Origin of the sequence: Mesorhizobium sp. C120A (assembly GCF_030323105.1) — a bacterium.
GTDB lineage: Bacteria > Pseudomonadota > Alphaproteobacteria > Rhizobiales > Rhizobiaceae > Mesorhizobium.
On the sequence record NZ_CP100476.1, the window covers coordinates 6,027,469 to 6,046,287 of the forward strand.

The following is an 18,819-nucleotide window of genomic DNA, read 5'->3' on the forward strand; positions in this document are numbered from 1 at the left end:
GGAGGCAACCTCCTGGAAAAACGATGTGCAGACAAACACTTCGCCGCCTCCAGGAGGCGCTGCCTTTATCTTGCCTTCCGCGGACCTGCCTCCCTGCCCCCGCCCGAACCACGGTAGCCGCTGCCCTCACCTGCGATCCGGCCGGCCTGATCTTGCTCGCTCCGATCCGAGCGGCACCAGGAGTTGGCCATTCGGGCCGGTCACGGAAACACCGTTTCGGAGAAAAAACAGCGACTGCCCGGACGGGATTCCCGGCGCGCTTTTGGAACGGGATTTGCCGGTGAGCGCGTCCATATCGGCGGCCGAAATGCCCGCCGCCTTGATCTCTTCCAGATACGAAACCGTCTCGCTAGGCAGCGGTCGCCCGCGCTGCAAATGCTGCTCGTAGCGCTCCGGCCCGGCGTTATAGGCTGCAAACAGGCCTGGAAATCCGAAGCGGTCATACATGGCGCGCAGATAGGCAGTGCCTGCCAGAATGTTGTCGCGAGGGTCGTGCGGGGCGGCTCCCAGGCCAAGCTCTGCGCGCAACTCCTCGTAGGTGCCTGGCATCACCTGCATGAGGCCAATGGCGCCGGCGCTCGACGTGACCGGCCGCCCATTGAGCGTCGTCTGCCCCCGGCTTTCGGCATCCATGACGGCATAAATCCAGGTCTGTGGAATGCTGAAACGCCGGCTTGCTTCGGCTACGAAGGGCTGCCATCTTGCAAGCTGCGGACTATGGGAGATGACGACCGGCTTCGTGTTGGTCGCGGCGGAACAGGAGCATGGTGCGAGACACGCCATGCTCAGCATAAGGAGGGTCACTCGGTCCATAGCGGCACGAGCCTCCCGATGATGTTTTCGGTCGGCACCGGCCCGAAATAGCGGCTGTCGAACGAGCGATCTTTATCGCTGCCGAGCAGGAAAACCTCGTCGGCGGCGAGTTTTCGGCATGCATTCCACCAAGGCAGCGGACGGTGCTGCGTGTCGGTTGCAAGCCGGCGCGCGGCTATCTCGCCGCCGATGATGATGGCGTCGCCGAAGGTGCAGACATGCTCGCCGGGCAGCGCCGCAAGGCGCTTGACCAGCGGCACGTTGCTGGGCAGATAGAAGCGTTCGGCGGCGAGATCGGCGACCGGTCTTGGTGGGCGGACGAGTACGAGATCACCACGAGCGGGCGATCTGGATGCGACGCGATAGAGGCCGACCGGCGCACTCGCCGAGGCGTTCCAGACCAGCCAGGGCGATGGTTTGCCGAAGGCGGCGAAGCCGATCAGGCCAAGGCCGATTGTGGCAACGACGATCGTCTTGCGGGCTCGAATGCGCTGCAGATGGCTGCCGATCAGACGGATGGTGGGACGCCGGCTCATGAGCGGCCTCCCTCACCGGCCGAGCCGGATTCGTGCGCGCCATCCTCGGGCGCGGTCTCCGGCGCGTGCCCCTTCGACCAGTCGTCGAGTTCGTCGATGTGATAGCGGACATAACGGCCGTGCTTGCGGAATTGTGGGCCACCGCCTTTGAGGCGCATCTTCTCCAGCGTGCGCTGGGACAGCCCGATATAGAAGGCCGCCTGCGCGGTGTTGAGAAACGGACTGCCCTTCTTGGCGCGGGCTGCGCGTTCGTTTTCGTCGTCCATGATGATCCTCGGTTCGTTACGGGCAAGCGAAGCGAGGATCGGCGAGCGAGATCGTTTTGGGGACGGGCGAAGAGTGGGGGGCGAGTTTTCGCCGCCCCCTTCGGCGGCCTCACGGGTCCTGAGAGAGGCCCTGCGCCGGTTGGCGGCGCAGGGCTTTGCGGGTCGGCCGGTCAGTCGACCGGGTTCCAGATGATGGCGTAAGTGTCGTCGTCATCCTGGCCGGCGGCGCGGCCCAGATTGGCGTAGAGCTTGCGCGGGCCAAACTCGGGGGCCGCAATCGACAGGCTCACATAGTCCTTGCCGGAGGTCTCGCCGGTGCGGATCCAGGCCGCACCCACTTCGACCCCTTGCGTCAGCACCCGGAAGTCGGGATGGGTGTCGGCGCTCTTTGCCTGATTGGGCACGATGTCGATGTCGGCGCGGACGCTGAGCGTCTTGAGCTGGCCCTTGTAGCCGCCGTTTTCCTGTTTGGTGACGTATCCGATTGCGGTCATTTTCAGTCTCCTCTTGGTGCTCGCAGGGGACCATTCCCCTGCGATGGCGGACCGTGATGGGCGCGTCCGGACCGCCGGAACCGGCACGGCCGCAGCGATAGCGGAGGACCCGAACGGGGAGTTTTTTTGAAGCGAAGCGGCGCGAGGAAGCCGCCGCAGGCGGCGGGGAAAAAAGCTGCCGGCGAGGGTTTCGGGCCGGCCGGATCCGCCCATAGGTCGTCAAGCCAGGCGCAGGGGAATGGTCCCTGAGACACAATGGAGACAGGTTGCGCGATCGGGGGCACAACGAGCAGGCGGCAATATGCGGGGGGCCGGCGGCGCGGGCTCTCTCGGCAATCGGATGTACAATTGGCGCCATGCGCCTGGCGCCTCAGCAAGCAATCCGGGGCGGTGCGGGGCTGCCGAAATGGGGGCGAATTGGCGTTGGAATTTATCGCACGCGGCACTGGCTCGGCAAGACGATCAATCGGAGCCGGCGCGGCCCGGAGCGGCGCGCGCGTCCTCAGCGGCAGTACTCGAGAAAACGCCGCTCGGGCCGTGATCGACTATTCGCGCACGAACAGCGACTGCTTCCTTGCGCACAGATCGGCGAATAGGAAGCCTCGCGGCTGGTGTAGCTTTCGGCCGGGAATTTCACCCAGCGCGGCAGCCAGGTCTCAACCTGAAGCGGCCATTCTCGACGCCAGGGTAGTCTCGGTTTGGGACTCGACCTTCCAGGCGAAATTGCTGTCGGCGACATGCTTGAAGCCGATCTCGGTGAGCATCGAATCGGCGATTTCCTCGTCGCGCAAGCGATCGAAAAGCCATCGTCCGGTTGCCACCATATGCCCACGACGCGCACGAGATTGTCGTCGCAGAGCGCCCACCTTGCGCGCGAACATGCCGGCGGCAGCAAGGGGTCGCGATTGCCGCCGGCCACCACGCTATTCTCGGTCCGGTGATCCGAGCAGGGCCAACAGCTTGTGCCGCATTTGCCGAATGCGGCGTCAGCCTTGCAGCCGGCAAGGCTGGCAGTCACTGTCTCGTTGGCTGCGCGCTGCGGCTCGGGGCGCACCTTGGCGATGCAGATCGGCATAGTTCAGCATCGGGCCGGTGAGTTCCGGCGCCGTCAGAAATGGGCATCTGCTCGCTTTGCGGCGTCGGCCAGTTGAGCATGGTGCATCGTCATGCCGCAATCCCTTCTTGCGCCTCGCCTTCGGCATCGGCCTGAAGGCCAAGCAGGAAATCGGCGGCCTTCGAAGCGAGGCTGGCGGCACGGAATATAGCGCGGTTGTCCTCGCGCAGCACCTTCAGCCATGAGCCGATGTAATCGGCGTGACGCACGGTCGGCTCGATGCCGAGATTGCTGCAGACGAAGGCGGCAGTGATTTCGGCGACCAATTCTTCACGCGCGTAAGCCTTGGAGCCGAACGAGCCGGAGAGGTCGCGAGCAAGCCGCGTCGGGTGGCCGGTCCAGTGGCCAAGCTCGTGAAAGCAGGTCCGGTAATAGTCGATCTGCTGGTGGAACGCTGGCTGCGGCGGCACCTGAATGTGGTCGCTGCCCGGCATGTAGAAAGCGCGATCGCCGCCGATCCTGAAATCCGCACCGCTGGCGCGAATCAGGGTTTCGGCCTGCGGCACGATCTCGCACTGAGGCAGCGGCTCGGCGGGGGCATGGAGGGGTTCCGGAAGATTGTCGCACTGCGCGACATTGAAGACGGTGAAGCGCTTCAGAAAAGGCACGGCCTGTGGTGCATCGCCCTCGTGGCGTGCGCGCTCCTTCTCGTCCTTGGGGACAAAGCGGTCGGCATGCACGATGGTCGTGCCGCGCTCGCCTTTCCTGACATTGCCGCCCAGGGCAAGCGCCTGCCGGAAGGTCAGCCAATTCTGGCTGGGATAGCCGCGCTCGATGACGGCGCCCCACAGGATGAGGATATTGATGCCGGAATAGCTGCGCCCCGTGGACGCATTCCTCGGCAGGCCAAGGCCTGCTTTTGCGCTGCCCCATGGCTTGACCCATGGCACGGTACCGCGCTCCAGCTCGGCAATGATGCGGTCTGTGATCTCCTGATAGAGGCTGGCGCCCGGGCGCCTGCCCTTGCCTGCGCCAGCCTCTCCGCTGGTGGTACGCTTGCTGTTTGCATGCATCGTTTCATCCTCCGCTCACCAATCGCCGCGCCTTTCCCCGGAAGCGGGGTGGGCGGCGAGTCGCGACCGGAAAGGCCCGCCGTGGTAGGCGGACCGCATCCGAAGGACCGGAACGAAGAGGAGGACCCTGACCGGCACGCGAAGGGTTGCGGGCTGCCGCGGCGGGTCTAGAAGGGAGTGCCGCCCACCCCGCCGCCGGGAAAGGCCAACAGACAAACCGCGCCGCCCGCAAGGGCGGCGGCCGTCACAGCCCGAAGGGCTGCCCACGCCAAGGGGCGAAGCCGAATGGCCGAGACCGCCTGAGCTTGCCGAAGAAAAGCGGGCTCGGTTCACGAGCACCTGGTGCGCGTCGTCAGGCGCGCGGGCGCGCGCCAAGTTTTTTCGCACATGGTCAGGCGGCGCAGTTACGTCGAGAACCCAAAGGCACCGCCGCCGTGCGCGCGGCTTCCTCCGAAAACCAGCGCTCGCCTTTCAACAAATTGAGGCATTGTCCTAGACAATATTCCTGTCCGGATCATGATAGATGCGGCGCGCCCGCTAGGACCGGAGGCTGGACAGAATCTCGCACGGATCAGCGTCAATGGCCGCAGTTATGTCGAGAAACTCGATGACGTCGAGACGCCGCTCTGCGCCCTCGTACTTGGCCACGAAGGATTGGGGACGACCAAGCTTGTCAGCCAGCTGCTCCTGGGTCAGGCCTTTGGCCTTGCGCAGCGAAACCAGCTGGGCCAGAAACCGCTGGTGGCGGGGCGATCGAAGGGATTTGGGCATGGAGGCGAACCGGTCGGGTAAAGACCGGATCAGCGACTAATCCCGGTTTCGGATTATCCCATTTTGGGATATACTGCGTGCGCTCACAGGCGAGGTTCGCAGGCATGAATGGACCAATGGGAACGGATGAGACTCGAAGCTCAACTTTGAGCGATGAAGTCCCCTGGTCGGAGAACCTCACGAGCTACGACAGGGAGCATTTCACGATCTACCTGCGGATCCTGGATGCCTGCGCCGACAATGCCAGCGAAAAGGAGATGGCCGAGCGCATTCTCGGCATCGACCCGTCCATTGACCCGGTCCGCGCCCGCAAAGCTCTTCGCAGCCATATCGACCGTGCGAACTGGATGGTGACGACCGGCTACAAGGAACTGTTCGCCGGCTGATGCACAACGCCCACTGCCACGTGTTTCGAGCAGGCAAGTCTCTGTAGCCAAATTCGGCAGCGCACGGCCGCGACAGCCGGCGCTGCGGGAGCGGTCACAACTGGTTCGCGTACTGTTTGACTGCCATTTCCAGTGCTTGCATCAAAGGCACAGCCTTGGAGAAGAGGAAGCCCTGAGCGGTTCGGCAGCCAAGCTTGTGCAGGGTTTGCCGATCCGCCTCTGTTTCGACGCCCTCGGCCATGACCTCGATCCCGAGCATGTCACCGAGTTCGATGACCGATTTGACAAGCAGTCGGTCCTCTCGGGACTTGGCCAGGCCGCGAATGAAGCCCTGGTCTATTTTCACCTTGCGTATCCGACGGTCCTTGAGAGATGCCAAGGTAGAAAAGCCGGTGCCGAAGTCGTCGAGCGCGATGGAAATACCGGCATGCGAAAGCCGTCCGAGCTTTTCATCCACTCTGTCCGGATCCACCGGCGATTCTTCGGTAATCTCGATTTCGAACATCGTCGCAGGCAGGCCTCTTGCGGCCAGACCATCCAGAACCATGTCGTCGATATCGCCGGCTTCCAGTTCGCGCGGGGAAACATTCATCGCCACACGAATGTTACGACAGTCAGCTTTCACCAAGCCGTCGATAAAAGCACAACAGTCGGCGAATACGGTTTGCGTCAGCAGCTGAAGCATTCCGGTTTCGCGTGCGGCTGTGATGATTTCGGGTGGAGAGATGGCACCATGTGTCGGATGGGACCATCTCAGCAAGGCTTCAAAACCGACCACGGCCTCGGTGTCGAGTTTCACGATCGGCTGGAACCAAGGTTGCAATCTTCCCGTCTTTATCGCCGAATGAAGGTCCCGTTCGATGGACTGGCGGCGTTGGAGTTCCCGGTCGAGTTCGGCATCGAACAGGCAAAATTCGTTCCTGCCATGGCGCTTGGCCGTATAAAGGGCGATATCGGCCCGCAACAGCATTTCAGTCAGGCTCGACGTCTGCGCCAAGTATATCCCTATCGATGCCCCGACGCGCACGGACGCGACCCCGATATAGGGGCGAGCAATTTTGGCTATGATATTGGAGGCGAGATCACTGGCAGAAAGCGAAGCTCTCGTTGAGGGAAAAACCAGCACGAATTCATCGCCGCCGATACGAGCTAGCGTTGAGCCTTCCGGTGCTTCCTGCTCTATGCGGCGGGCGATCATGACAAGCAGTTCATCACCGGTCCTGTGACCGTAGGTGTCGTTGACAGATTTAAAGCCGTCCAGATCAATCAGCATTGCCACGAAGGGGCCATCCGCGGTCTTGAACCGACCGATGGCGTGTTCAAGGCCCCGCCTGTTGAGAAGGGCGGTCAAATGGTCCTCCCTGGAGTTGCGCTCCATTTCCGACGCAAGTCGCTCTGCCTCATGTCTCAGGCGGCTTGCTTCGCGGAAGCGCGCCTGCCCAACAAACGAAGCTCGGACCAAGCCGCCCATGAAGAGCAGAACGGTGAAAGCCAGAATGTAGCGTTCAAAATTGCCTTTCGCCAAAAGGCACGCCACCGTGATGAGGAGTGGAGGTGTGATGAAGCTGGTCGCCGCCGCGGCATACGAACTGCCATATGTAACCGCACCAGCTGAAATGCCCGCCAGTATGACCAGATGCATCGGTGCTTGAGGTGTTGTGTATCCAACAGTCAGCACGGCCGGGAAGGACCAGGCAAACCCTGCCAGAAGGGCAAGGACGCCAAACATGCGAAGGCGCGGCAAAACGCCAAGCGAATCCTGATGGCGCCCCGTTTCCTTTAGCTGAAAACGGGCGAGTGCAAGCCGGGCGGCATTCAGCGCATTGACGACCAGGAACCAGCTTGCAGCGGCAAAGCCGCCGCCAGAAAGGGCCTGCACCCCGCAAATCAGGCCTGACAGGATCGCGCTTATCGGCATCGACACGAAGAGCCCGGCCCTCAGGTCAGCAAGCTGATCCTGACGGATTTTGGCCTCCAGCGATTCTTCTTTCTTTAGGGGTGCCATGAATGGACCAGCTTGCTCCCGTCATTGTTCGCGAGGACCAAACCTATGCAAGCCCACTGAAGGACGGGTTAACTACCCAGCGAGGGTAACCAGTGCGCTCACCATGCTACGGGTCACACCTTTGGCTTAGCATTGCCGAATCATCAAGGTTTCGCCCGCGCGCGTGCCTTGATCCGAATCATGCCATGATCGGCAAAGTCACCAGGAAGCAGCCTTGCCCGCGACGCTGCGAGCCAGCAAGACAAAGAAGCCGCGCCAAGACAGCGCTCCAGAGCGGTAGCGCTCTGTGCGATTCACCGCCTGAGCATGGCCGAAATGCCATGGCGGACAAAGGGAAGATGTTGGGCAAAGCGGAGCCCAGCATGTCTTGCAAGCCGTGCCGCCGGGTGCTCGCTTGAGTAAAGACCGACAAGCATGTTGGTGGCATGATAGAGCGGCGCCGCCGACAGCCGCAGCCGGCTTTCATATCTGCCGAGCATGTCGGGATCGGCAATGTCGCGGCGGGCGCGACATGCTGTCAGTATGCTATGAGCGAGTTGCTTCTGGCCGCTGAGGCCGATGTTGAAGCCATGCGCGGTCACCGGGTGCATGCCGATGGCAGCGTCTCCTATAAGTGCCGCACTCGGTGCCGAGAACTTGTGCGCCCAGGTCGTGACCAGCGGATAGGCATGGCGGGTGCTTGCCAGGGTCATCTGCCCGAGGCGTCCTCGACACCGGTTCATCAATTCCATGAGGAACAATTCGTCATCGAGAACAGACAGTCTATCGGCCTCGATTGAGCGCAAAGTCAGAAGCAGCGACGACACGCCTTCCATGAGCGGCAACATCGCTATGGTCTGATGGTGGTCGAACCATTCGACCGCGATCTGGTGATGGAAGCGCTCGTGCCTCACTCGGCAAATCAGCATGGAGTGGCCAAGCGGATAGATGTTGGCGCCAATGCCGAGCAGGTCGCGCATCGCGGACAAACGCGAATCCGCTGCTACGAGCAGCCGAGCGGCCAATTGCCTGCCATCAGAAAGCGTTATGACCGCCTCGTCGTCGCTGGTTGTTGCATTCACGACCGAGTTGCCGCACAGCAGCCGGGCATGATCCTGGAAGTAGACAATTTTGAACAGGGCATCGCGGATCCGACAATTTGGGACCAGAAATCCGAGTGGTTCCCCAGATCCGCTGCGAGTATCGAAGCACAGGGCGAAAGGGCTCGATCCGTTGAGCACGCGCGCGCCATGAAGCGGTGATTTGTCAGATGCGGGCATGGCGTCCCAGGCGCCGAGCTCGCGAAGGATTCTCACCGATGCGTGCGTCAGCGCGATCTCGCGACCGTCGAAAGCCGGATTCGCCAGGCTGTCGAGCGACTGCCGTTCAACCACTGCCACCTTGAGTCGGCTCAGGGCGAGCGATGCTGCGAAGGCAAGTCCGACCGGCCCAGCTCCGACGACAATGATGTCGAATGTGTCGACAGAGCCGGCCATCAGCGTGCCGCCATAGCGGCTATCTGCGATACGAAGCGCTCTTGAAGCATCGCAATCACCCACGGTTTGCCGCTCATCTCCCCATCGTCGATAGACATGCGTTCTCCGTTGGAAGCCTGGTCAATGAAACCACGCCGACGAAGAGATAACGCTGATCTGGATCAACCAGGCTCGATAACCCGGCAACGGCGGGTTCACGGTCGAGTGGTCGATTGCCGTGAAAACGTTTGCATGTCTAGGCATTCTGAATGGTCGGCTTCCCAATCGCGTGCCCCTACTGGCCAAAGGTTCGGCAACGTATTGTGGCTGATCCGTTCTTCGCACGCGCGCCGATATCATCATGACGAGGCAATCCAGCAAAGACTCGGTCGACTGACGACCAGCATCCGCACAGTCGTTGGGCGCCGCCAACCGGTTCAGCCTCGCGGCTCTTCCCGATCGATAAGGATGCGCTGGGCGGAGCCGTCGAGATCTTCGTATTGGCCGCTCTTCAGATCCACAGGAAGCGCCGGTCCAAGCCCACCAAAACAGGCAGCGGCCATCGCATTCCGTCAGGACGGGCATCTTGCTGCCGACAGCGTACTCTCCGCCCATGACGGGCGCTAGACGCCGAAGGAACTCGCCGACGGCCTCATGTCCAAGTGATGTGGGAAGGGAGCAGAACCAAAGGGACTCTGCTTCGCGTCCCCGCCTTTTCCGCAGCTATGAAACCTTCACCGAACGGATCCGTACTGAGGAGGAGGCCGTCCTTGACTTGCCCGACGCCGGCAACCTTCTCAGCCGCAACGATCGCTGCCTTCCGCTGACGCTCGTCGACAATCGCCCCCTTCAGTTCGACAAGGCCGTCGCTGACCCTCACATCGATCAAGTCACCACCGCTCCAGGTTTGTGACTGCAGTTCGGCAAGGATAGCCTTGCGGATCAGGTCGTCATCGGGTGGCGTGGTTCCCTGTTTCGGCATGGCGCGGATCAGGACAAGCAGCAAATCAGTTCGCGTGATGATGCCGATGACCCTGTCCCGATCGACAATCGGAAGATTGTTGATGCGATGTTGCATCATCAGGTCGACAATATCTGCAATCGAGGCGCCAGGAGGCGCCGAGATGACGGGTGTGGTCATCACCTGATGGATGATCCGTCCGTTCGAGCGCGCATAGTCATTGGCGACTGTGCCCGGGCCAAGATCAAACTCCAGCCAGCGCGGACGCACACGCTGGGTCCCAAGTTCTTCTCGGCGCAAGAAGTCGCTTTTGCTTACAATACCAATCAGGGTGCCGTCGCTGTCTGCTACCGGCAGGCAGCTGACCTTGTTTGAAAGCATGAGCTCGACCGCTTGCGCGATCGTCGCGTTCGCATCCGTCGTGATGACTGGCTTTGTCATTATGGATTCGGCTTGCATCCTCACCCTCCTGATCTTTCGTCGGACGACGATAGGACATCCCGACCCGCGGCGCTTTGATCTGAGTCACTTGGAGCGAGGAGGATTCTCCGCGCCGTCGTCGCGGTCGATTAGAATGCGCTCCGCAGCGCCATCGAGATCATCGTACTGGCCGCTTCTCAACGCCCACAGGAAGCCGGACAGGCCGAGTGCGCCAAGGAACAGCGCCACCGGAATGAGATAGGCGAGCGTCGTCATGAGGATCGGGCCAAGGTGCCGGCCCGCGCGGGCCTGTCCTGCCGCGACGTTTCGGACGACGCACCCGTTGCGAAGCCTTGCAGACGCATCGCATTTCCAATCACAAGCAATGACGAGGCAGACATCGCGACCGCCGCGATCAGAGGCGTAACGTGGCCCAGAATGGCGATCGGCACGGCCACAGCATTGTAAACGATCGCAATTGTTATGTTCTGTCGGATCAGGCTTCCCGCCTTGCGCGACACGTCCAGCGCCAGCGGGATCGCCAAAAGGCTTTCGCGCAGAAAAACGAAGTCGGCTGCATTGCGGCCAATGTCGGCCGCCGTGGCGGGTGCGATCGAGACATGCGCGGCGCTCAGCGCCGGCGTGTCATTGAGCCCGTCGCCAACCATCAGAACCTTGTGCCCGTCTCTCGCTAGACTCTCGATGCGTTCAACCTTGCCGGACGGGAGCAGGCAGGGAACGAAGTCATCGACACCGAGCACGTCCGCAACCTCGGCGCAGGCTTTCGCGGTATCGCCCGACAGCATTTCCACGCACATACCAGCGTTGCGCAGTTGATCGATCGCTGCCCTGGTGTCGAGGCGTAGCGCATCTTCGAAAACGAAGGACGCGACAATCATGCCGTTTTTCGTCAGCACTGTTCCGCCGTAGCCATGTTTGCCTTCGCCGCCGGTTCGCGCCTTCCAGCCAGCCCATCCGCGTCGACCCAGCCGCCAGGTGATACCGGCGGCGGTGGCTTCGATCCCGAAACCCGGGTGCTCGGTCACCGCATCGAATTTGTGCTGGCTGCTGCTGACGGCAAAGCCGGCAATGGCCTTTGAATATGGATGACGCGAATGCGCGGCCAAGTCGGCAGCGATTGCCAGCATGGCGGGATCAATCGAAGCTGCGTTGACGAGCCGTGGCTTCCCAAGCGTGAGCGTCCCGGTCTTGTCGAACACGGCTGTATCGATCGTTGCCAGGCGCTCCATGGCCGAGCCGTCCTTGACCATGATGCCGTTTTCGAACAGGCGCCGCGCGGCCACCACCTGAACGATCGGCACGGCGAGGCCAAGCGCGCACGGGCATGTGATGATGAGAACAGCGATTGCGATCGTCATCGCCCGGTGCCAGTCGCCAGTCACCGCCATCCAGCCCAGGAAGGTTGCCAAGGCGGTGAGATGAACCACGGGCGCGTAGAGTGCCGACACGCGGTCGGCGATACGGCGATATCGGGCGCGACCACCTTCGGCGGCCTCCATCAACCGAACCATTTCCGCCAGGAACGAATCCTTGGCGGCCGCTGTCGCCTCAATCGTCAGCGGACCGGTGAGGTTGAGGACCCCGGCCTGCACGGTGTCTTCCGGCGCCACGCTACTGGGCGTGCTCTCGCCGGAGACCAGGGAGCAGTCGACGTCCGATGTCCCGCGCGCGATCTTGCCATCGACGGGGATCCTTTCGCCGGCGGCGATCAGCAACAGCATGCCCGGTTCGATCTCGCCCACCGGCAGATAGTCCCGAGCGCCATCGCCGCGCAGCACCATGGCACCGCGTGCGGCCAATTGTGACAGGCTCTTCACAGCGGTGCGGGCGCGTTCCCGCATCACGTGATCGAGCGTGCGACCGATCAGGAGAAAGAACAGCAGGGATACCGATGCGTCGAAATAGGCGTGGTCGCCATGGGTGATCGTCTCATAGAGGCTCATGGCGTAGGCCAGCGACACGCCGACGGCTATCGGCACGTCCATGTTCATGTGGCCGTGGCGCAGCGCATTCCACGCCGACTTGAAGAAGATGCCGCCGGCGAAGGCCAGCGCAGGAATGGCGATCAGAGCCGAGACCCAGTGGAACAGGTCGCGGGTGGCGCCCTCGGCGCCGGACCAGACCGACACCGAGAGCAGCATGATGTTGCCCGCAGCAAAGCCGGCAACAGCGACGGCGCGGATAAGCTCCGAAAGCATCTTGTCCTTTGCATCAATCTCGGCTTCGAACAAATGCGCCTGGTAGCCGAGCCGGCCGAGCACAGCGACCAAAGGTGGAGCCTCGTCGCCGCGCCAGCGGACTGAGACCCGCTTGGTTGACAGGTTCACGCGAGCTGCCTCGACGTGACCGAGTTTTCCCAAGGCCGTCTCGATCATCTGGATGCAGGCGCCGCAATGAACGGTCGGCACCGAAAGGTCGGTCTGATGAAGGTCGTCGCCAAGCGATCGGCTGGCCAGCCTGACCTCCTGGCTGGACGGCAGAACCGAAGCGGGGCTGACCAGATCCAGCGCCATTTCAGCGCCCGGCGCGCAGCAGCTCATTTCAGCGCTCCATTGGAAATCATGACCCTGCGCACGTCGCGATAAGGATTTGCCAGGCCGGCATCGGCGTCTATTTCGATGATCCAGACACCATCCCTTGGCACGTGTTGTGCTGCAAACTCCTGGCCAGAGACCAGGGCGAGCGTGACGGACTCATCCTCTTTCTCGTAAGCCGGATGGCGAAACAGCACCTTCACGCCATGCAGGGAAACCGGTTTGCCCGCGGCGTCGATGATGCCATAGCGGACTTCGCCCCATGCGATGGTCAGCTGGCCGGTCCAGCCAAGCGCCGCCTGCGCACGGCCTTCCTCGGCCTTCTTGTTGAATTGCTGGCTCGCCACATAGGTATTTTCGACGACAAGGCCGGTCCAGCTTGTATTGGCAAGCGTCGCCATCGTCAGATTGACCGCGATGACCACGCCGAAAAAGGCAAGGACGGTGGCCAACATGTGCCTGCCGGTGAACTCGCGGGGTTTTCGCGTGGTGGCGGTCATCTGGCGATCTCCGGCGCATTGAAGGTGGCGGTGTATTCGTTGGACTCGAAGCTGACCTTGTCTTCGACGCGGAATGTGAAGGTCTGCGCCTGGCGATTAATCTGATCGGCGGGCAGGCGCACGAAAACCTTCAGCATCTTCAGCCGGTCGGGTTCGACCTGGACCGCAAAGGAGCGATCGGCGGGGAGGTCGACGCCAACGATGCTCATCTCTGCGCCTGGCAAACCCCCGAGGGTGACGATAATCGTTCTCGGTTCGGGGATCATGTTCAAGAGCTTGACGGTATAGCCATTGCGGATCGAGCCGTCGGAGAGCGTCACGAATTGCGGGTTGCGGTCGTGCAGGACATTGATCTCGAGCCGGTCGCGGGTCAGCAGCGAAAAGAGCAGGCCCAGGCCGATCATCGACCACATAGCCATGTAAACGTAAGTGCGCGGCCGAAAGATCTTGCGGATATGGAAATGCGCCACCCTGTCCGAAAACACGCCGTCATCCGTCCTGACCAGCGACGGATCGACCGAGCTGGCGCCGCCGGCGGTGGCCAGCATCATGTTGGCGTTGTAGTCGGAGAGCGTCGCGTAGGAGATCAGTCCTCGCTCCTTGCCGAGTTTGTCCATGACGCCGTCGCAGGCATCGATGCAGAGCGCGCAGGTGATGCATTCGAGTTGCTGACCGTCGCGTATGTCGATCCCCATCGGACAGACGGCGACACAGGCATTGCAGTCGACGCAATCGCCGACGGGATGCCCTGCGGCAAGAACCTTCTTGGCGTGACGGGTGCGCGGTTCGCCGCGCCAGTCATTGTAGGTGACGGTGAGCGAGCTCTCGTCGAGCATGGCTGCCTGGATGCGCGGCCAAGGGCACATATAGGTGCAGACCTGTTCGCGCATCAGCCCGCCAAACGTGTAGGTCGTCGCCGTCAGAACCGCGACGGTGATGTAGGCGACAGGCGCTGCCGTGCCGGTGAAGAGTTCGCCGACCAGCGTCGGCGCATCGGCGAAATAGAAGATCCATGCGCCACCAGTCGCTGCGGCTATGACCAGCCAGATGACGTGTTTCGATGCCCGCAGCACAAGCTTACGAGTGGTCCAAGGACCGGCATCGAGCTTGATGCGTGCGTTGCGGTCGCCCTCGATCGCGCGCTCGACGACCAGGAACAGATCGACCCATACGGTCTGTGGGCATGTGTAGCCACACCAGGCACGGCCAACAGTCGATGTGATCAGGAAAAGACCGACGCCGGCCATGACCAGAAGGCCGGCGACATAGTAGAATTCCTGGGGCCATATCTCGATGAAGAAGAAATAGAAGCGCCGGTTGGCGACATCGAGCAGCACCGCCTGGTCGGGGGCAAACGGACCGCGGTCCCAGCGCAGCCACGGCGTGAGATAGTAGATGCCGAGCGTGATCGCCATCACGATCCATTTGAATCGGCGAAAGCTGCCAGAGGCCCGCTTCGGGAAGATCTTCCTGCGCGCGGCATACATTGGCTGGCGCACCTTGGCGGAGTTGAAAGTGGGTTCGATCCGTTCTATTTGCGTGTTATCGAGCACGAGAAGCTCCAGTCACCAGCGACGATTTCGCCGGAAGCCGACTCATCGGTTCTGGATGATGCCGAGGCCCGGCTTGCGCCGGGCCTCGTCGCTTGGCGGGAGGGGGAGGACGAGAATAGGCTGCTTTCCTATTCTCCGCCGCCAAGCGAATGGATGTAGACCGCCAGTTCCTTGACCTTGATCTCGCCGAGGCGCGCGCCCCAAGCCGGCATCACGCCGTGTTTCGGTGCGGTTACCTGGGCGGCGATGGCCGCTTCGCCTGACCCGTAGAGCCAGATGGCGTCGGTCAGATCTGGAGCGCCGAGTTCCTTGTTGCCCTTTGCATTGTCGCCATGACAGGCCACGCAGTTTTCGGCAAAGACCTTGGCGCCGGGCGCCACCAACACCTGATCGCTGACGGTTTGGGACAGGCTGGCAATATAGGCGCTGACCTGTTTGATCTGATCGGCAGTGATGATGTCGCCAAAGGCCGGCATTTCGGACAGGCGCGTATCCGGATCGGAGGCGAAGCGAATGCCATGGGTGATCGTCTGCTGAATCTGGTCCGCCTTGCCGCCCCACAGCCAGTCGTCGTCGTTAAGGTTGGGGAAGCCCTTGGAGCCCTGGGCGCCGGAACCATGGCACTGCACGCAATTGAGCTTGAACGCGGCACCGCCGGCGGCGACGGCGAATTCGCGCAGCGTGTCGTCCGCCGCGATCTCCGAAACACTTTTCGCTTCTATCGCGGCGACATATTTGCCCTTGGCCGCTTCAGCCGCGGACAACTCGTTCCCGACATCGTTGCGGCTGGAGTAGCCGAGCACCCCCTTGGTCGCCGTGTGCAGCAGAGGCCATGCCGGATAGGCGATCGTGTACCCGATCGCCCAGACTATGGTGATGTAGAACGTCCAGACCCACCAGCGCGGAAGCGGGTTGTTGAGCTCCCGAATGCCGTCCCACTCATGACCGGTGGTTGAGATGCCGGAAACCTCGTCGATGTGATCGCTGCTCATGATCAGTCCTCCTTCAGAGGAATTTGAGCTGCTTCGCCGGCTTGCCTGCGGCTTCCGGGACGAACTGCAAAGGCAACAGATCCGATGAAGAAAAGAGCCATGGCAAGTAGGCCCCAGCTGTCGGCAAACTCCCGCATGAAATTGTACGTCATGGCCATTGTCCTCAGCGGTAGCCGGCGGTCTCACCGTAGTTCTTGAAATCGACCAGCGTGCCCAGCATCTGGAGATAAGAAACCAGCGCGTCCATTTCGGTGACTTGCTGCGGGTTGCCGTCGAAGTCGCCGATCTTGGCCTTGGGGTAGCGGGCCTCGAGGCCGGATGTGTCGGCGTTGGGATCAGCCTGCGCCATCAAATCGGCATTGGCGTTGGCGATCATGTCGTCGGAGTAGGGGACGCCGACGCGCCTGTTGGCGACCAGATGCGTCGAGAAGTCCTTCACCGCGATCGGCTTGTCCTTCAGGAAGGCATAGCTCGGCATGATCGATTCCGGCACCACGGACCGTGGATCTGTCAGGTGATCCACGTGCCACAGGTTGGAATAGCGGTCGCCGACGCGGGCGAGATCAGGTCCGGTGCGCTTCGATCCCCACTGGAAGGGGTGGTCGTACATCGACTCGGCCGCCAGGCTGTAGTGGCCGTAGCGCTCGACCTCGTCGCGGAACGGGCGGATCATCTGGCTGTGGCAGAGGTAGCAGCCCTCGCGGACATAGATGTTTCGACCAGCAAGTTCGAGCGGCGAGTAAGGCCGCATGCCCTCCACCTTCTCGATCGTGTTGTCGAGATAGAAGAGCGGCGCGATCTCGACGATGCCGCCGATTGTCACGACCAGCAGCGACCCGAGGAGGAGAAGTGTAGCGTTCTTCTCGATGACCGCGTGTCTGTTCATCAACCTCATTTTCTGTCTCATCATCGCGCAAGCTGGAGGGCGGGGGTGGAGCGCGGCATCGGATCCTGCTCGCGCCGGTAGCCGAGGATGGTCATGGCGATGTTCCAGGCCATGATCAGGGTGCCGGAGAGGTACATGGCCCCACCGATGGCGCGCATGATGTAATAAGGGTGCATAGCGGCCACGCTTTCGGCGAAGGAGTAGACCAGGAAGCCCTGCTCGTCGTATTCGCGCCACATCAGGCCCTGCATGATGCCGGACACCCACATGACAGCGGCGTAGACAACGATGCCAAGCGTCGCCAGCCAGAAGTGCCAGGTAACGAGGCGAAGCGAGTAGAGCCGTTCACGGTTCCACAGCTTCGGCACCATAAAGTAGATCGCGCCGAACGAGATCATGCCGACCCAGCCGAGCGCACCGGAGTGAACGTGGCCAATGGTCCAGTCGGTATAGTGCGACAGAGAATTGACCGTCTTGATCGACATCATCGGGCCCTCGAAGGTGGACATGCCGTAGAAGGCGATGGCCATCACCATCATGCGGATGATCGGGTCAGTGCGCAGCTTGTCCCAGGCGCCCGACAGCGTCATCAGGCCGTTGATCATGCCGCCCCATGACGGCATCCACAGCATGATCGAGAACACCATGCCAAGCGTCTGCGCCCAATCGGGCAGGGCGGTGTAGTGCAGGTGATGGGGCCCCGCCCAGATGTAGAGGAAGATGATTGCCCAGAAATGGACGATCGACAGGCGGTAGGAATAGACCGGCCGGTTGGCCTGCTTGGGCACGAAATAGTACATCATGCCGAGGAAGCCGGCGGTGAGGAAGAACCCGACGGCATTGTGGCCGTACCACCATTGCGTCAGGGCGTCCTGGACTCCGGAAAATGCAGAATAGCTCTTGGAGCCGAGAAAGGAGGCCGGCATCGACAGGTTGTTGATCACATGCAGCATCGCGATGGTCACGATGAAGGAAAGGTAGAACCAGTTGGCGACGTAGATGTGCGGTTCCTTGCGCTTCAGGATCGTGCCCAGGAACAGGATCAGGTAGGCGACCCAGACGATGGTCAGCCAGATGTCGACATACCATTCGGGTTCCGCATATTCGCGGCTCTCGGTGATGCCGAGCAGATAACCGGTCGCGGCCATGACGATGAAGAGCTGGTAGCCCCAGAACACGAACCAGGCGAGATCGCCACCGAACAGCCGAGCGCGGCAGGTGCGTTGGACGACATAGAGAGACGTGCAAAGCAACGCGTTGCCGCCAAAGGCGAAGACGACGCCCGAGGTGTGCAGAGGCCGCAAGCGGCCGAAGTTGAACCAGGGCTGGATGTTGAGATCGGGATAGGCAAGCTCCAGCGCGATGACCACCCCGACCAGCATGCCAACCACACCCCAGAACATGGTGGCGATGGCGCCGTAGCGGATTGGCCCGTCCATGTAAGCGGACGGGTCGATCGGAGCGGCAGGCTTGAACTCAGTGTTGCGCAGTAGGATCGCAGTGAAGCCAGCCAAGGCGAAGAACAAGACCCACATATGCTGGCGAAAGGGTTCATCCACCCCAGCGCCAGCCGCCACCAAAGCCGCGAATGCGAACAGGCTTAGAAGCACGATTTCTTTGCCGAATTTCATCGCAAGCCCCGATTTCCAATTTCGGCGGATGCCAAACCGCGGTGCCTTATTGCGCAGCCGTCGCCTGCTCGCCCTGATCCATGTCAGAGCCGCACCATTTTGCTCGAGCAGCATCGAGTTCGGTGCGATCAGACTGCGACGATCGAATGTGGAAGCGCACCACCGGCCGCCCGTTTATGGATGGGGCCTGGCGTCCCCGGTCGGGCCCCGGGTGCGGAGGCGACCGCGGGCGTGTGGGGGAGCGCACCTTCTGCGACGCTGGAAAGCAGGTCGACGCCTTACCGAACCCCGCGTTCAATGCCTTGGAACAGCCAGCGCCAGCGTTACGCTGCCGTCGTGACATTCATGGCTTGGGGAGACGGCGATTTTCCCCTGCGGATGAGGCGTATTGACTTCGGCCAAGTGTGGATGCTTCGCCGACGAGCCGAAAGGCAACTGGCGCATACGATCGGATGGAGAACGGGCTGTC

At 61.8% G+C, this 18,819-nt stretch carries 20 protein-coding genes; 1 reads left to right on the forward strand and 19 read right to left on the reverse strand.

From position 1 onward, the window contains the following. Window positions 1–126 precede the first annotated feature (126 nt). The 7 genes from NL532_RS29330 to NL532_RS29360 form a co-directional block, all read right to left on the reverse strand. On the reverse strand, window positions 127–813 hold the full coding sequence (locus NL532_RS29330) for a lytic transglycosylase domain-containing protein (protein ID WP_031203415.1): 687 nt from the start codon (window positions 811–813) through the stop codon (window positions 127–129). Further along, window positions 801–1,349 carry a signal peptidase I gene (lepB, locus tag NL532_RS29335; protein ID WP_023829625.1) on the reverse strand — a complete coding sequence of 183 codons (549 nt, stop codon included), beginning with the start codon at window positions 1,347–1,349 and terminating at the stop codon, window positions 801–803. The genes NL532_RS29330 and lepB overlap by 13 nt, the downstream gene beginning before the upstream one ends. Next, entirely contained in the window at window positions 1,346–1,615 is a 270-nt protein-coding gene (locus NL532_RS29340) for a helix-turn-helix transcriptional regulator (protein WP_023740428.1), read from the reverse strand. Before NL532_RS29340 ends, lepB begins: the two co-directional genes overlap by 4 nt. A 170-nt stretch (window positions 1,616–1,785) precedes the next feature. Further along, a complete protein-coding gene (locus NL532_RS29345; RefSeq protein WP_023762782.1) occupies window positions 1,786–2,109 on the reverse strand; it encodes a DUF736 domain-containing protein in 324 nt (107 codons plus the stop codon). A gap of 656 nt (window positions 2,110–2,765) precedes the next feature. Next, window positions 2,766–2,990: a hypothetical protein gene (locus tag NL532_RS29350; RefSeq protein WP_155923851.1), complete on the reverse strand. Its 225-nt coding sequence runs from the start codon at window positions 2,988–2,990 to the stop codon at window positions 2,766–2,768. Window positions 2,991–3,273: 283 nt separating this feature from the next. Then, on the reverse strand, window positions 3,274–4,236 hold the full coding sequence (locus tag NL532_RS29355) for an ArdC family protein (protein WP_023829626.1): 963 nt from the start codon (window positions 4,234–4,236) through the stop codon (window positions 3,274–3,276). Window positions 4,237–4,773: 537 nt separating this feature from the next. Next, window positions 4,774–5,007, reverse strand: a complete 234-nt coding sequence (locus NL532_RS29360) for a helix-turn-helix domain-containing protein (protein WP_023735803.1) — start codon at window positions 5,005–5,007, stop codon at window positions 4,774–4,776. Window positions 5,008–5,111: 104 nt separating this feature from the next. Between NL532_RS29360 and NL532_RS29365 the strand changes: the two genes are divergently transcribed. Continuing rightward, window positions 5,112–5,393, forward strand: coding sequence for a DNA -binding domain-containing protein (locus NL532_RS29365; protein ID WP_081731037.1), 282 nt, complete (start codon window positions 5,112–5,114; stop codon window positions 5,391–5,393). Window positions 5,394–5,487: 94 nt separating this feature from the next. Here the strand turns inward: NL532_RS29365 and NL532_RS29370 are convergent, their stop codons facing one another. The 12 genes from NL532_RS29370 to ccoN all read right to left on the reverse strand — a co-directional run bounded on the left by NL532_RS29370 (window position 5,488) and on the right by ccoN (window position 18,350). Then, window positions 5,488–7,398: a putative bifunctional diguanylate cyclase/phosphodiesterase gene (locus tag NL532_RS29370; protein WP_023685543.1), complete on the reverse strand. Its 1,911-nt coding sequence runs from the start codon at window positions 7,396–7,398 to the stop codon at window positions 5,488–5,490. Between the two features lie 293 nt (window positions 7,399–7,691). After that, window positions 7,692–8,873, reverse strand: coding sequence for a 5-demethoxyubiquinol-8 5-hydroxylase UbiM (ubiM, locus tag NL532_RS29375; protein WP_023697812.1), 1,182 nt, complete (start codon window positions 8,871–8,873; stop codon window positions 7,692–7,694). Between the two features lie 416 nt (window positions 8,874–9,289). Then, window positions 9,290–9,415 (reverse strand): cbb3-type cytochrome oxidase assembly protein CcoS, encoded by a 126-nt coding sequence (gene ccoS, locus NL532_RS32300; protein ID WP_023829628.1) that lies wholly within the window; start codon window positions 9,413–9,415, stop codon window positions 9,290–9,292. A gap of 89 nt (window positions 9,416–9,504) precedes the next feature. Further along, complete coding sequence (locus NL532_RS29380) at window positions 9,505–10,272, reverse strand: CBS domain-containing protein (RefSeq protein WP_023740425.1); 768 nt, start codon at window positions 10,270–10,272, stop codon at window positions 9,505–9,507. Window positions 10,273–10,338: 66 nt separating this feature from the next. Further along, a complete protein-coding gene (gene ccoS / locus NL532_RS29385; RefSeq protein WP_023697810.1) occupies window positions 10,339–10,509 on the reverse strand; it encodes a cbb3-type cytochrome oxidase assembly protein CcoS in 171 nt (56 codons plus the stop codon). Further along, complete coding sequence (locus NL532_RS29390) at window positions 10,506–12,794, reverse strand: cation-translocating P-type ATPase (protein WP_286487829.1); 2,289 nt, start codon at window positions 12,792–12,794, stop codon at window positions 10,506–10,508. The genes ccoS (NL532_RS29385) and NL532_RS29390 overlap by 4 nt, the downstream gene beginning before the upstream one ends. Continuing rightward, window positions 12,791–13,288, reverse strand: coding sequence for a FixH family protein (locus NL532_RS29395; RefSeq protein ID WP_286487830.1), 498 nt, complete (start codon window positions 13,286–13,288; stop codon window positions 12,791–12,793). Before NL532_RS29395 ends, NL532_RS29390 begins: the two co-directional genes overlap by 4 nt. After that, window positions 13,285–14,841: a cytochrome c oxidase accessory protein CcoG gene (gene ccoG / locus NL532_RS29400; protein WP_286487831.1), complete on the reverse strand. Its 1,557-nt coding sequence runs from the start codon at window positions 14,839–14,841 to the stop codon at window positions 13,285–13,287. The genes NL532_RS29395 and ccoG overlap by 4 nt, the downstream gene beginning before the upstream one ends. 128 nt (window positions 14,842–14,969) lie before the next feature. After that, window positions 14,970–15,833, reverse strand: a complete 864-nt coding sequence (ccoP, locus tag NL532_RS29405; RefSeq protein ID WP_286487832.1) for a cytochrome-c oxidase, cbb3-type subunit III — start codon at window positions 15,831–15,833, stop codon at window positions 14,970–14,972. Between the two features lie 2 nt (window positions 15,834–15,835). Beyond that, window positions 15,836–15,985, reverse strand: a complete 150-nt coding sequence (locus NL532_RS29410) for a CcoQ/FixQ family Cbb3-type cytochrome c oxidase assembly chaperone (protein WP_023690689.1) — start codon at window positions 15,983–15,985, stop codon at window positions 15,836–15,838. Window positions 15,986–15,996: 11 nt separating this feature from the next. Further along, window positions 15,997–16,728, reverse strand: a complete 732-nt coding sequence (ccoO, locus tag NL532_RS29415) for a cytochrome-c oxidase, cbb3-type subunit II (protein WP_286487833.1) — start codon at window positions 16,726–16,728, stop codon at window positions 15,997–15,999. Between the two features lie 11 nt (window positions 16,729–16,739). After that, entirely contained in the window at window positions 16,740–18,350 is a 1,611-nt protein-coding gene (ccoN, locus tag NL532_RS29420; RefSeq protein WP_286487834.1) for a cytochrome-c oxidase, cbb3-type subunit I, read from the reverse strand. Between the last annotated feature and the right edge of the window lie 469 nt (window positions 18,351–18,819).

Coding starts and splice junctions, on each gene's coding strand:
- NL532_RS29330 (WP_031203415.1), bottom strand. CDS start 813: ATGGACCGAGTGACCCTCCTTATGCTGAGCATGGCGTGTCTCGCACCA.
- lepB (WP_023829625.1), bottom strand. CDS start 1,349: ATGAGCCGGCGTCCCACCATCCGTCTGATCGGCAGCCATCTGCAGCGC.
- NL532_RS29340 (WP_023740428.1), bottom strand. CDS start 1,615: ATGGACGACGAAAACGAACGCGCAGCCCGCGCCAAGAAGGGCAGTCCG.
- NL532_RS29345 (WP_023762782.1), bottom strand. CDS start 2,109: ATGACCGCAATCGGATACGTCACCAAACAGGAAAACGGCGGCTACAAG.
- NL532_RS29350 (WP_155923851.1), bottom strand. CDS start 2,990: ATGTTCGCGCGCAAGGTGGGCGCTCTGCGACGACAATCTCGTGCGCGT.
- NL532_RS29355 (WP_023829626.1), bottom strand. CDS start 4,236: ATGCATGCAAACAGCAAGCGTACCACCAGCGGAGAGGCTGGCGCAGGC.
- NL532_RS29360 (WP_023735803.1), bottom strand. CDS start 5,007: ATGCCCAAATCCCTTCGATCGCCCCGCCACCAGCGGTTTCTGGCCCAG.
- NL532_RS29365 (WP_081731037.1), top strand. CDS start 5,112: ATGAATGGACCAATGGGAACGGATGAGACTCGAAGCTCAACTTTGAGC.
- NL532_RS29370 (WP_023685543.1), bottom strand. CDS start 7,398: ATGGCACCCCTAAAGAAAGAAGAATCGCTGGAGGCCAAAATCCGTCAG.
- ubiM (WP_023697812.1), bottom strand. CDS start 8,873: ATGGCCGGCTCTGTCGACACATTCGACATCATTGTCGTCGGAGCTGGG.
- ccoS (WP_023829628.1), bottom strand. CDS start 9,415: ATGGCCGCTGCCTGTTTTGGTGGGCTTGGACCGGCGCTTCCTGTGGAT.
- NL532_RS29380 (WP_023740425.1), bottom strand. CDS start 10,272: ATGCAAGCCGAATCCATAATGACAAAGCCAGTCATCACGACGGATGCG.
- ccoS (WP_023697810.1), bottom strand. CDS start 10,509: ATGACGACGCTCGCCTATCTCATTCCGGTGGCGCTGTTCCTTGGCGCA.
- NL532_RS29390 (WP_286487829.1), bottom strand. CDS start 12,794: ATGAGCTGCTGCGCGCCGGGCGCTGAAATGGCGCTGGATCTGGTCAGC.
- NL532_RS29395 (WP_286487830.1), bottom strand. CDS start 13,288: ATGACCGCCACCACGCGAAAACCCCGCGAGTTCACCGGCAGGCACATG.
- ccoP (WP_286487832.1), bottom strand. CDS start 15,833: ATGAGCAGCGATCACATCGACGAGGTTTCCGGCATCTCAACCACCGGT.
- NL532_RS29410 (WP_023690689.1), bottom strand. CDS start 15,985: ATGACGTACAATTTCATGCGGGAGTTTGCCGACAGCTGGGGCCTACTT.
- ccoO (WP_286487833.1), bottom strand. CDS start 16,728: ATGAGGTTGATGAACAGACACGCGGTCATCGAGAAGAACGCTACACTT.
- ccoN (WP_286487834.1), bottom strand. CDS start 18,350: ATGAAATTCGGCAAAGAAATCGTGCTTCTAAGCCTGTTCGCATTCGCG.